13 protein-coding genes are annotated in these 11,674 nt (G+C 60.8%); 5 read left to right on the top strand and 8 right to left on the bottom strand.

What is annotated here, in order from left to right; genetic code table 11:
- Nucleotides 1-45 precede the first annotated feature (45 nt).
- The 5 genes from K3728_04700 (at nt 46) to K3728_04680 (ending at nt 3,634) form a co-directional block, all read left to right on the top strand.
- Entirely contained in the window at nt 46-1,071 is a 1,026-nt protein-coding gene (locus K3728_04700; GenBank protein ID UWQ96536.1) for an AraC family transcriptional regulator, read from the top strand.
- A 108-nt stretch (nt 1,072-1,179) separates the two neighbouring features.
- A complete protein-coding gene (locus tag K3728_04695; GenBank protein UWQ96535.1) occupies nt 1,180-1,560 on the top strand; it encodes a glycine zipper family protein in 381 nt (126 codons plus the stop codon).
- Between the two features lie 157 nt (nt 1,561-1,717).
- On the top strand, nt 1,718-2,092 hold the full coding sequence (locus K3728_04690) for a hypothetical protein (GenBank protein UWQ96534.1): 375 nt from the start codon (nt 1,718-1,720) through the stop codon (nt 2,090-2,092).
- A gap of 18 nt (nt 2,093-2,110) precedes the next feature.
- Complete coding sequence (locus K3728_04685; GenBank protein ID UWQ96533.1) at nt 2,111-2,956, top strand: SDR family oxidoreductase; 846 nt, start codon at nt 2,111-2,113, stop codon at nt 2,954-2,956.
- Between the two features lie 12 nt (nt 2,957-2,968).
- Nucleotides 2,969-3,634 (top strand): hypothetical protein, encoded by a 666-nt coding sequence (locus tag K3728_04680; protein ID UWQ96532.1) that lies wholly within the window; start codon nt 2,969-2,971, stop codon nt 3,632-3,634.
- Between the two features lie 2 nt (nt 3,635-3,636).
- Here the strand turns inward: K3728_04680 and arsB are convergent, their stop codons facing one another.
- The 8 genes from arsB to K3728_04640 form a co-directional block, all read right to left on the bottom strand.
- Nucleotides 3,637-4,653 (bottom strand): ACR3 family arsenite efflux transporter, encoded by a 1,017-nt coding sequence (gene arsB, locus K3728_04675; GenBank protein ID UWQ96531.1) that lies wholly within the window; start codon nt 4,651-4,653, stop codon nt 3,637-3,639.
- Complete coding sequence (gene arsJ / locus K3728_04670) at nt 4,653-5,927, bottom strand: organoarsenical effux MFS transporter ArsJ (protein UWQ96530.1); 1,275 nt, start codon at nt 5,925-5,927, stop codon at nt 4,653-4,655. Before arsJ ends, arsB begins: the two co-directional genes overlap by 1 nt.
- Nucleotides 5,924-6,922, bottom strand: coding sequence for an ArsJ-associated glyceraldehyde-3-phosphate dehydrogenase (locus tag K3728_04665; protein UWQ96529.1), 999 nt, complete (start codon nt 6,920-6,922; stop codon nt 5,924-5,926). Before K3728_04665 ends, arsJ begins: the two co-directional genes overlap by 4 nt.
- Entirely contained in the window at nt 6,919-7,755 is an 837-nt protein-coding gene (locus K3728_04660; protein UWQ96528.1) for a helix-turn-helix domain-containing protein, read from the bottom strand. Before K3728_04660 ends, K3728_04665 begins: the two co-directional genes overlap by 4 nt.
- A 77-nt stretch (nt 7,756-7,832) precedes the next feature.
- A complete protein-coding gene (locus K3728_04655) occupies nt 7,833-8,654 on the bottom strand; it encodes a 3-methyl-2-oxobutanoate hydroxymethyltransferase (GenBank protein UWQ96527.1) in 822 nt (273 codons plus the stop codon).
- Nucleotides 8,655-8,665: 11 nt separating this feature from the next.
- Nucleotides 8,666-9,124, bottom strand: a complete 459-nt coding sequence (gene rbsD / locus K3728_04650; protein ID UWQ96526.1) for a D-ribose pyranase — start codon at nt 9,122-9,124, stop codon at nt 8,666-8,668.
- The gene (locus K3728_04645) at nt 9,111-10,064 is read right to left on the bottom strand and encodes a ribokinase (protein ID UWQ96525.1); all 954 of its coding nucleotides are present in this window, start codon (nt 10,062-10,064) and stop codon (nt 9,111-9,113) included. Before K3728_04645 ends, rbsD begins: the two co-directional genes overlap by 14 nt.
- Entirely contained in the window at nt 10,061-11,617 is a 1,557-nt protein-coding gene (locus K3728_04640; GenBank protein ID UWQ96524.1) for a sugar ABC transporter ATP-binding protein, read from the bottom strand. The genes K3728_04645 and K3728_04640 overlap by 4 nt, the downstream gene beginning before the upstream one ends.
- Nucleotides 11,618-11,674 lie beyond the last annotated feature (57 nt).

Raw genomic sequence — 11,674 nt, 5'->3', positions numbered from 1 at the left:
TGGCACGATAATGGCGCAAAGGTTTTATGATTTCGGTGCAATTTTATGAGCACACCTACGATGGCGGCAGGTTTCGCCGCTTCATTTGCAGATTTCGCCGTAGACGCGGGCGCGGACCGCGCAAGCCTGCTGCAAGCCAGCAACCTGACCGAAGCGGACCTGAGCAATCAGGACAACCGCATTCCCGTGGCCGCCTACCAGGCCATGATTGCCACAGCGATGGGCCAGACGGGTGACACGGCCCTGCTACTGCGACACACGTTTCAATCCGATCTGGAAACCATGTCAGTCGTGGGGCAAATCGTTCACACCTCTGCCTCGCTCGCCCATTCGATCGAGCAATTGAACCGCTACATGCGGCTGATGTCCGACGAGATGCCCCTTCATGACGGCGAAAGGTTTGAGCTGCTGGAAACGCCCGAGGGGTTATGGATCGTGGATCACGAAATTCTGCCGGCGACCGAATTTATCGGCACCGAAACCAGTTTTGCGCGGTTCATCAGCGAATTCCGCACGGCCTTTCCACAACTGACCTTCGGGATCAGCCTGGAGGTCGCCTACGCACCGCCGCCCCATGTGGACGAATACCCCGACTTGTTTCGCCTTCCCGTGACCTTCAACGCCCCGCGCAACGCGCTACGGATTGATCCGATCTGGAACACGCCGGATTCGGATTTTGAACCGGGCCACGCCTATGCTTTCGGCATCTTCACCCGCCACGCCGATGCCCTGTTGCAAGAGCTGGAGACCGACACCACCGCCCGCGGATTGGTAGAGACCCACGTTCTGCCGCATCTGCACGAGGGCAGCATCTCCATGGACCGTGTCGCCAAAGACGTCGGCATGAGCCGTCAAACCCTCTACCGTCGCCTAAAAGATGAAGGCCTCACCTTCGGAGAGGTCCACGACGCCCTGCGCAAACGCATGGCGCTGGATTACCTCAGCGCACAAAAGGTGTCGGTGAATGAAACCGCCTATCTGCTTGGGTTCTCGGAAGCGTCGTCCTTTGTGCGTGCGTTCAAGCGGTGGACGGGCCTTAGCCCCACTGCCTACTTGGCAAAAGGCGCCTAAAGCCGCGTTCTGTTACCAAGTGTCAAACACCTGATACCAGCGGTCATGCCGGTTTCAGGGGCGCTCCCCTATCTGCCTTCTCATCACATTGACGAGAAAGGTCACCCCATGAAGTCCCTCACGATCAGAGCATTTTCCGCCACCGCGATTGCGGGCGTTTGCTTTCTGACAGCCTGCGCCGATAGCGGCGCGAACTACACACCCATCCTGGACGGCACGCCGACGCCCGCGTTCCAATCGGACCTATCGTCGTGCCAAACGCTGGCCCGCAACCAACGCCAGTTTGACGAAGACACGATGGGGGCGGCGGTTCTGGGCGCAGGCGCGGGCGCCCTTTTGGGCCATGTGGATTCCGGCGGCGATGCCTTTGGCGGCGCGATTGCGGGCGCTTTGGCGGGCGGGGTTTCCGGCTCGGTCGAGGCGAGCGAGCGGCGCGAGTCCATCGTTGTGGAATGCCTGCGGGGCCGTGGCCACGCGGTCGTCGGATAAACGGGGGAACCACACCATGATCAACCATAGCATCCTTCATTGCCGCAGCCGCCGATACGTGGCCCTGCACGCGCTTCTGACCGGATTGAGCCTGCGCTCAATCTCCCGACGGCGCGCCTAACCCACCCCTATAGCCAGACCGGAAACGGAGCTTCCCATGACCCCAGCCACCCCCGCCTTGATCTACGCCGCCTTTTGCGCCCTGCCAATCGCTATGCAAATCGGCCTTATCCTGGGGGCACCCTGGGGTCGCTTCGCCAATGGCGGGCGGCATCCGGGCGTCTTGCCACCCGCTTGGCGGGCGCTGGCCGTGGTGCAGGGGGCTTTGTTGGCCGCGATGGCTTGGGTCGTTCTGGCCCGCGCGGATGTCATCGCGGCGCGGGTGCCCGCTTTGGTATTTTGGGGCGCGGTGGGCATCACGATCTTGTCGTTGATCGCCAACGCCATCAGCCCCTCTCGCCCCGAGCGCTTTTTATGGACGCCGGTCCTTTTGGCCATGACCGCCGCCGTGCTGTGCGTTGCGTTTCTTTGAGAGTTTGGAGTTAAGAGAATGAAAACCGTATTTATTGCAGGTGCCACCGGCTATCTTGGCCGCTACCTTTGCGAAGAGTATCAGCGGCGCGGCTGGTACGTCGCGGCCCTTGTGCGCGATGCGTCCCGCGCCAAATCCCTTTGCGCCGATCAGTTGATCGAGGCCGAGGCCACGGAACCCGCCACATTGGTCGGCACGATGTCTGGCGCGGATCTTGTCATCTCGGCCCTTGGGATCACTCGCCAAGCCGATGGCTTGGGCTATTGGGACGTGGATTATCAAGCCAATCTGAACCTCCTGCGCGAGGCGGAAGCGGCGGACGTTGGCCGTTTTGCCTATGTCCATGTGCTTCATGCGGACACCATGGGCCATGTCCCCCTTGTCGCCGCCAAATCCGCATTCGTGGAGGCGCTGAAACAAAGCGCCCTGCCCTCTACCGTGATTGCCCCATCTGGGTATTTCTCGGACATGGGCGATATTCTGGCGATGGCTGAAGCCGGGCGGGTGTGGCTGTTTGGCGATGGATCTTGCCTGATCAACCCCATCCACGGCGCGGATCTGGCCCATGCCAGCGCCGAGGCAATTGCTCAAGAGCGCCCCTGGATCGACGTGGGTGGGCCCGAGGTCTTTAGCCTGAAACAAGTGGCGAGCCTTGCGTTTGCCAGCCGTGAAGCACCCGCCAAAATCACCCTGCTTCCCGATGGCCTGCGTCGCGCGGCGCTTTGGCTGCTGCCTCGGGTCACGCCGCGCAAAATCCACGGGCCAGCACAGTTTTTCTTGACCGCGATGGCCCAAGACATGGTGGGAGAGCGGCACGGAACGCGCCGCTTGTCCGACCATTTCACCAACACGCTTACCCAGTGAAGGGACACCGAGATGAACCTGCAAACTACTGGCGGTTTGGCCGCCCTGACCTGCGCCGGAACCTACCTGTTTGGCTTCGCCTTCCTCGTCACGCTGCTGGCCCCCTTGGGCTTTGGCACAAACCAGATCGACATCAACGCAGCCGTTGCCTTTACGACAGAAAATCCCGGCCTGATGATTACGTTCAACACGGTGATCTACATCGTGAACGCGCTGGCTTTGGCGGTTCTGGTGATGGCGTTGGACGCCCGGTTGCGGGGGGCGGCTCCAAACTTCAGTTCTCTCACGCGCGGGTTTGGGATGGTCTGGGTGACACTGGTACTGGCCGCAGGCATGGTGGCCAATGTCGCCGTCGAACGGGTGACCGTCCTGCCCTCCGACGCGGCTGTGTCCCTCTGGCAAACCCTGCACGCGGTAGAGCTTGGCTTGGGCGGCGGCAACGAGATTGCGGGCGGCGTCTGGATCACCTGCATCTGCCTGATGGCATGGCGGGCCAACGGCCTTGCCAAGCCGGTCTGCGCCCTCGGCCTACTGGCGGGCGGCGCGGGCATCGTCACGCTGATCCCGGCGCTGGGGGATGTGGCAGGCGCGGTCTTTGGGCTTGGCGCAATTGCTTGGTTCCTTGCCGTCGGGCTGACTTTCCTATGGCCAGACCGCAAGGGGGGCGTGCCCGTCTAGTCCTACGATTCGTCCGGGAACCGGGACCGGGTCCGATTGGCGAACGCCACAAGGGACAGCATCACAGGCACCTCTACCAACACACCGACGACGGTGGCCAAAGCCGCGCCAGAGTTCAGGCCAAACAGGCTGATGGCCACCGCCACGGCGAGCTCGAAAAAGTTCGACGTGCCAATCAACGCGCAAGGTGCCGCGATCCTGTGCGGCACGCGCAACATCAGGGCAGCCCCGTAAGCGACCGCGAAAATGCCGTAGGATTGCAAAAGGATCGGCACCGCGATCAGCGCGATCACCTGCGGACGGTCCAGGATCACCTGACCCTGCAAGCCGAACAAGATCACCACAGTGGCGATCAGGCCGATGACGGACCACGGTTTGATCCGCCCCTGAAACGCTGCAATCCGCACCTCGGTTTGCAAATAGCGCCGGGTCAGGTAGCCCGCCAGGAAGGGCAATACCACGAACAGCACAACCGACAGCACCAGCGTTTCCCAAGGCACCACGATATCGGTCACGCCCAACAAAAACGCCACGATCGGGGCGAAGGCGAAGACCATCACCACGTCATTCACCGAGACTTGCAACAGGGTGTAGCTCTCGTCGCCACGGGTCAGTTGCGACCACACGAACACCATAGCCGTACAAGGCGCAGCCCCCAGAAGGATCAAGCCCGCAAGGTATTGTTGCGCATCCTCTGGCGCGATCAGATCGGCGAATACAACCTCAAAAAACAAGACGCCAAGGGCAGCCATCGTGAAAGGCTTGATAAGCCAATTCACCACCAGCGTTATCGCCAGCCCCTTGGGTTGCTTGACCACATCGCGCAGGCTGGCAGGGTCCACGCCCACCATCATCGGATAGACCATGGCCCAGATCAAAGCCGCTACCACAAGGTTAACGCTTGCCACCTCGGCCGCGGCAATGGCCGAGATCAGCCCCGGCGCGGCGCTGCCAAGGGCGATCCCCGCCCCCATCGCCAGCGCGATCCAAAGGGACAAATAGCGTTCAAACGTACCCATCAATTGGTGCCTTCCTCGATTTCCGGGGCCAATTGCCCCGCTGCCATTACCGATGCTGTCACCATGACAGCCGCTGTTCCCAGCATTAGGGGCAAGCCGCCAATCTGATACGTCAGGCCAGACAGAAGCGTGCCCAACAACCTGCCCGCAGCGTTGGCCATGTAGTAGAACCCAACGTCCATCGTCACCCGGTCAGCGTGGGTGAAGGATAGGATCAGGTAAGAGTGCAGCGCGGAATTGACCGCAAACACCGCCCCGAACACCAACAAGCCCGCCACCAGCACGATCGTCAGCCAAAGCTGCGGTGCGTCCGTGGCCAAAGCCGCCAGCGTCAAGACGGCGGGCACAAGGGCCAAGCCCCACGCCCATTGCCTTGCCGCGCCCAGAAGATCGGCCTGCGTCCGGGATTTGGCGCGAAGGATGCGGGGCGCATTAGCTTGGACGAAACCGTAAAGGATGGTCCAGCCTGCCATGAAACTGCCAATCAGGAAGAAGGTGGCGCGGTTCCCGGCCTCGGACCCATCGGACAGCACGGCGTAGAAATAGATCGGGATGCCGACGACGAACCAAACGTCCCGCGCCCCGAACAGAAACACCCTTGCGGCGCTGAGCCAGTTCACGTTGGCGGACTTGGAAAACACCTCGGAAAACTTCGCGCCCTTGCGGCCCTTGGGCAGGCCCGCAGGCATGGCGACCAGCACCGCCAGCAGGATCACGGCTAGGATTGCGGCCATCCCCAAAACGGCGGCGACAAACCCCACGCTCGCCAGCAATGCCGCCCCCAAAAGGAAGCCCCCCCCTTTCACCGCGTTCTTAGACCCGGTCAGCAGGGCCACCCACCGAAACAACCCGCCGCCCTCGGACGGGGCCAGCAGCTTCACCGCCGATTTAGAGGACATTTTCGCAAGGTCTTTCGCCACCCCGCTCGCGCCTTGCACCGCCATGACATAGGCGACCGAGGCGCCTATCGCCCAGGACGGGTCCAGCATCGCCAAGGCCAACAGCGCGATGACCTGCAACCCAAGGCCCGCATAGAGGGTGGAGGTCAGGCCAAACCGGGCCGCGATCCATCCCGCGCACAGGTTCGTACCCACGCCCGCCACCTCATAAAGGACGAACAGATAGGCCAATTGAACCGGTGAAAAGCCCAAGGTGTGAAAGTGCAACAGCACCAACATCCGCAACGCGCCATCCGTCAACATGAAGGCCCAATAGGCGGCGGTCACAGTGACATAGGCCGCTGCCCCACTGGGCTTTTGGGCGGCGTGGCTCACAGGCTGGCCCCGACCAACATGGCCACATCAACCAAGCGGTGCGCGTAGCCCATTTCGTTGTCGTACCAAGCGTAGATCTTCACCTGCGTCCCGTTCACAACCATGGTGGAGGGCGCGTCCACGATGCTGGAGCGTTCGTCGTTGGTGTAATCGGTGGACACGAGGGGACGCTCTTCATACCCAAGGATGCCTTTCATCGGCCCCTCCGCAGCGGCCTTGAACAGCGCGTTGACCTCCTCTGCCGTGGTGGCCTTTTCAACCTCAAACACGCAATCGGTGAGAGAGGCGTTCAACAGCGGCACCCGAACCGCGTGGCCGTTCAGGCGACCTTTCAGCTCGGGATAAATCAGGGTGATCGCCGTGGCGCTGCCCGTGGTCGTGGGGATCAGCGAGTTCAACGCAGAACGCGCCCGCCGCAGGTCTTTCGCGGGGCGGTCCACAATGGTCTGCGTGTTCGTCACATCATGAATCGTGGTGATGGAGCCATGCTTGATCCGCAGGTTTTCATGGACCACCTTCACCACCGGGGCGAGGCAATTGGTGGTGCAACTGGCTGCCGTCACAATGCGGTGCTGGTCGGGTGAATAGACGTCGTTATTCACCCCCATCACGATATTCGCGGCGTTGCCGTCCTTTACCGGTGCCGAGACGACAACTTTCTTCACGCCGGCCTCAAAATAGGGGCTTAGCGCGGCTTCGGTTTTGAAGACGCCCGTGCAGTCGATGACGACATCCACGCCTTCCAAGGGCAGGTCCCCGAGATTGCGCGTCCCGATGAAAGGAAGCCGCGTGCCATTTATGGTCACGCTATCGGCATCATGGGCAAAGTCAGCTTTCCACCGCCCGTGCACCGTATCGAACTCCAGCAAATGCGCGTGCATTTCTGGGTCGCCCACGGCGTCGTTGATCCAAGCAATATTCGCGCCGCGTTCCAGCAGAGGCTTCAGCGCCAGCTTTCCAATGCGGCCAAGACCGTTGAGGGCATAGGTCGTCATGTCAGCATTCCTTCTTTGTCAGATTGGCCCAAATCGTCCACCGCCCTTTGAACAGCCAAAGGACTCATTGAGGCGAGCGGCAGCGCTGCAAAACCGCTTATGCGGTGCTCCAACACGTCAAATGCCTCTTGAAACGCGCGGGCCCTGTCAGCATCGGTGCCAGAGACAGCAACCGGATCAGGCAGCCCCCAATGGGCGCTGACGGGATGCCCCTGCCAAGTCGGGCATTCTTCATTTGCGGCTTGGTCGCAAACAGTGAAAACAAAATCAAACGCCGGGGCGGCGGTAGTTTGGAAATCCGCGATGCTTTGAGGGTAGAGACCGTCAGCATCGTGCCCGCGCTGGCGCAACACCGATAGCGCCAAGGGATTAACGCCCTCTCTCGGATTGGTGCCTGCGGAGTAGGCCTCGAACCGATCCCCCGCCACATGACGCAGTAGCGATTCCGCAAAGATCGACCGGGCAGAGTTTCCGGTGCAGATGAACAGGACATTGGCCTTGCGGGCGGATTCTTCACGCAGGGCGGCAACATTCGGCATGCAAACCTCGGGCCGGCCTCGGCAGCAATCGTTCAACAGATAGTCAATGGTTTCGCGGGCGGCATCCATATGGATCGCGTAGCGCAAAGAGGTGCCGACCCTTTCCTGCGTCACTAATCCGGCCTGCATCAGCGCGTTCACGTAAGTGGAAAGCGTGTTGGGCTTGATCGAAAGGGCCCGCGCTAGCTCGGTTGCCGGAACGCGATCTGGATAACGACGCATCAGCAGTCGGAACACCGCAAGGCGCTGCGGATGGCCAAGGGTCGAAAGGCGGTTGGGAATCACTATTTCCATAATTCACGAATATATGAATTAATGAACCGTGCAAAGTGACAGTTTGATGAAAACGCGCGCGGTGGGCGCCCCCCCCCTCAGCGATCCACTTCGTTCAGGAACTGTTCCAACGCTTCATCCGGGATCGTGGCTGTTTCGCTTGCCTGCGGAAACGCCGCGCCTGCAACGTCTTTGCGGAACGCGCTGAGCGCGCGAATACGCTCTGCCTCAACCTGCCGATTGAGGCTGGCAAGATCCCCGTATTTGCGCGCGTGGCGCGGCACAGTGTCAGTTTCTCCGCAGATGTCGGACGAAAACAAGAACGCCACCTCGGCGCTTGGGCCGGACCCCAGCGAGATCGTCACAAGGCCGGATCGCTGCGTGATTTCCGCCATCAGTCGCGCGGGCACCAGCTCACATTCCACGGCGAAGGCCCCGGCATCTTCAAGGCGGCGGAACTTGTGGAACAGTTCTAGCGCCTCGTCCCCGGTTTTGCCGACAGCGCGGATGTTGCCAACCCAAGTGGATTTGCGCGGCACGAAGCCGAGGTGGCCCACGACGGGGATGTCTTCAGACGCCAGAAGCGACACGACCTCGAGCCGCCGCCCGGTCAGCACCGCGTCGGCCCCGTCGATGAGGGCGGCGAAGGCTGTGCGCAGGATTTCCTCGTCCGTGATGGCATTGGCGAACCCCAACGCAGCGGTGATGAAAGCGCGGGGGGCGCCTTTGCGGACTTTGGCCACGTTGCTGGCGCGACAGACCAGCATCTCGATCCCGGCCTCAGACGCGGCATGGGCCTCGGCCTCTGTTTCGGCGGTGACTTGGGCAAAGGCCCCAAAGCTGCCTTTTGCCGCCTTCAATGACGCAACGGTTGCATCACGGTCGCTGACCTGCGCCGCCCAACTGAAAATCCGAGTCATGGGATACCTGTTTACTTGAGTTTCTTGGCGTATTCTGGCGGTGCAACGACACCGGGTTTCGAGAACCACTTGGGCACATCAACACCGGAATACAGCAGCACGTTGCCCCAAGGATCAAACGCCCCCGTGCGCACGATAACTTTCGCCTTCGCCGCCATTTCACCCAAGATCACCTCGTGGGGGATCATCTCGTGATCGGCATCGTCGAACTGGTCCTTAAGGTAGTCGAGAAGCACCGGATTGTAGTCGGGCAAGGCGTCGGCGTAGCTGACTTTTTCGGTAATGAAAGCATCATTGACCAGGGACAACACTGTCTGCAAGTCTGGCAAATCCTGCTTGATTGCCAAGTCGATCCGCCACGCGTCCGATGGGATCGGAAAACCAGCATCGCACACGATCATCAAGTCGCCGTGCCCCATCTGAGCGATGGCCGCCGACAGTTCTGCGTTTAGCAATTCACCACGTTTCATTGAGACTTCCTTTGTTGAGATGGTTGGTTTGGGCGCTAAAGTCAGCCAGTTCACGCCGGGTGGCGAGGCTGGGAATGACGCCAAGACGGGTGCAGGCGTGCGCACCGGCGGCAGTGCCCACGGCAATGCTGGACAGCAGCGGATGCCCCTCGGCCAAGGCCGCCGCAAAGCCCGCATTGAACGCATCACCTGCGCCGGTGGTATCGACGACCTCCACCTGAGGCGATGGTACGACAGTATCGGTATCAGGCCCCAACACCAGCGCACCGTTGGGGCCCATCGTAACAATCACCGTTCCCACGCCGCGTTCCCGCAGGGCCATGGCCAAATCGCGGGTGCCAGTAGGGTCGTCGGCGGGCAGACCCAGCAAAATGCGTAGCTCGCTCTCATTAGGCGTCAGGAAATCAACATTGGCGAAAGCATGATCTGGCAAAGGCGTGGCCGGCGCGGGGTTCAGGATCGTCTTGGCCCCACCTGCCTTGCCGATTTCCATTGCCGTACAGGCCGCTTCTACCGGGATCTCAAGGACTGCCATGACGACATCACTGGCGGCAATCTGGTCGCTTGCCTTTTCTACGAAGGCGCGGTCCATCAACTCATTCGCGCCCATGTCGAGGATGATGAAGTTGTTCCCTTCCGAGTTCAGCACGATCACGCCCGCGCCCGTCGCGCGGCGGTCATCCTGAGTAACGAAGTCGCTGCTAACGCCTTCTTCGCGGTACAGGTTCAGCGCCACATTGGCCAATTCATCCTTCCCCACGCAGGTCACAAGACCCACATCCATGCCAAGGCGCGCCAGTCCGACCGCTTGGTTAGAGCCCTTCCCCCCCGGCCCGAAATCGAAGTCTGATCCCAAGATGGTTTGCCCAAAGATCGGCATTTCCGGCGTGCGAATGGTCAGCCCCACCGCGAAACTTCCGACGACTGTTAAACGGCTCATGCTACCGCCTCCTGATTGCGCGTTGCGGTGCCGTGATCATGGGTGCCCCCGACGGCAAGTTCCATGATCGCTTCTTCATTAATTTGCAGACCCGATAGATGGCCCGCCACGACCCCGTCGGCCATCACAATTACCCGACCACTGTGCAAAACGACCTCGGGCAATTCGGACGAGATCATCAAGATCGCCAAGCCTTCAGCGGCGAGTTCCTTGAGGATACGATAGATTTCCGCCTTCGCCCCCACGTCGATGCCGCGTGTGGGTTCATGTAGGATCAGAATACGTGGTCCGTTCAGCAACCCGCGAGCAAGGATAATCTTCTGCTGGTTCCCGCCGCTCAGCGTACCGATCTTCTGACCGAGGCCCGAAATTCGTGCATCCAGGTTTTCGACACTTTTCTGTGCCTCGCTACGGATCGCGCGGTTCTTTAGAAAACCCATGTTCATGAACCGCTTGAGGGACGACGATACTGTGTTTTCGGCAACGCTCATTTCTAGCAGAGCGCCCGCTCCCCGACGATCGGCAGGCACAAGAGAAACACCTGCGGCGATGGTGTGGAATGGGCGATGGGGTTGCAGGCGAATACCGCCTACCTTCACGTCGCCACCGCGCGGGCAGAGGCCGAAAATCGCCTCCGCAAGAATGTCTTTGCCACTGTCAGGCAGCCCCGCCACCCCCAGAATTTCGCCCGCGCGGAGCGAGAAGGTTGCGTCGGTAATCTCTCCCGGGACGGAAAGCTGGGTGACATCCAGAACCACTTTGCCCAAATGCGCATTGGCATCGGGGCGCAGGGCATATTGATCGTGGGCATCCAGCGTACGGCCCACCATATGGGTGACCAAGGCTTCAACCGAGACATCAGGCCCGGCTGGCACAGTCGTAATCATCTGCCCGTCGCGCATCACAGAGATGGTGTCAGCAAGGTCCAAGACCTCTTGCAGGTGGTGCGAGACATAGATGATCGCCACACCTTCGGCCCGCAGCGCTTTCACGATATCGAACAGGCGTTCGCTTTCACGGGGCGACAGGGCCGAATTCGGCTCATCCAGGATCAGAACGCGGGCGTTTTGGGAAATCGCACGGGCGATCTCGACCAATTGCTTCTGCGCCACGGTCAAAGAGGCCACGGGGGTGCTTGTCTCGATCTCGCCCAATCCGATCCGGTCGAGCGCGGCACGGGCGGCTTTGGCACTGCGATGGGGCGACAACGGCGACAGCGCATTGCGGGCGCCAAACTCTGACAGCAACACGTTTTCGCCCACCGTCAGGTTCTCACACAGAGACAGTTCTTGGAAAACGACGCTCACCCCTTTGGCGCGGCTGACCAGCGGTGAAGCCAGCACAATGGGCGCACCGTCGATAAATACCTCACCACCATTGGGCTGCAAATCGCCCGCGATGATGTTCATCATGGTGCTTTTCCCGGCACCATTTTCGCCGATCACAGCATGAACTTCGCCGGGGCGAAACTGGATCGAAACCGAATCCATCGCCACGACGCTGGCAAAGCGTTTGGTGATGTTGCGTAGTTCTAGAATTGGCTGCATCAGCATCCCCGACAGCAAAACAAGGCAGTGCTGCGCAGGCAATCCCCGCGCAGCACATTGTGT

It is taken from the genome of Rhodobacteraceae bacterium M385, from assembly GCA_025141835.1.
Lineage (GTDB): Bacteria > Pseudomonadota > Alphaproteobacteria > Rhodobacterales > Rhodobacteraceae > Gymnodinialimonas.
Note: the sequence above shows the minus strand (reverse complement) of the source record. Positions and strands in the feature narration are given on the sequence as shown.

Bases quoted from the DNA above. Each gene is read 5' to 3' on its own strand.
- rbsD (UWQ96526.1), bottom strand. From the start codon at position 9,124: ATGAAACGTGGTGAATTGCTAAACGCAGAACTGTCGGCGGCCATCGCT.
- K3728_04640 (UWQ96524.1), bottom strand. From the start codon at position 11,617: ATGCTGATGCAGCCAATTCTAGAACTACGCAACATCACCAAACGCTTT.
- K3728_04665 (UWQ96529.1), bottom strand. From the start codon at position 6,922: ATGACGACCTATGCCCTCAACGGTCTTGGCCGCATTGGAAAGCTGGCG.
- K3728_04645 (UWQ96525.1), bottom strand. From the start codon at position 10,064: ATGAGCCGTTTAACAGTCGTCGGAAGTTTCGCGGTGGGGCTGACCATT.
- K3728_04690 (UWQ96534.1), top strand. From the start codon at position 1,718: ATGACCCCAGCCACCCCCGCCTTGATCTACGCCGCCTTTTGCGCCCTG.
- K3728_04700 (UWQ96536.1), top strand. From the start codon at position 46: ATGAGCACACCTACGATGGCGGCAGGTTTCGCCGCTTCATTTGCAGAT.
- K3728_04660 (UWQ96528.1), bottom strand. From the start codon at position 7,755: ATGGAAATAGTGATTCCCAACCGCCTTTCGACCCTTGGCCATCCGCAG.
- arsB (UWQ96531.1), bottom strand. From the start codon at position 4,653: ATGGGTACGTTTGAACGCTATTTGTCCCTTTGGATCGCGCTGGCGATG.
- K3728_04685 (UWQ96533.1), top strand. From the start codon at position 2,111: ATGAAAACCGTATTTATTGCAGGTGCCACCGGCTATCTTGGCCGCTAC.
- K3728_04680 (UWQ96532.1), top strand. From the start codon at position 2,969: ATGAACCTGCAAACTACTGGCGGTTTGGCCGCCCTGACCTGCGCCGGA.
- K3728_04655 (UWQ96527.1), bottom strand. From the start codon at position 8,654: ATGACTCGGATTTTCAGTTGGGCGGCGCAGGTCAGCGACCGTGATGCA.
- K3728_04695 (UWQ96535.1), top strand. From the start codon at position 1,180: ATGAAGTCCCTCACGATCAGAGCATTTTCCGCCACCGCGATTGCGGGC.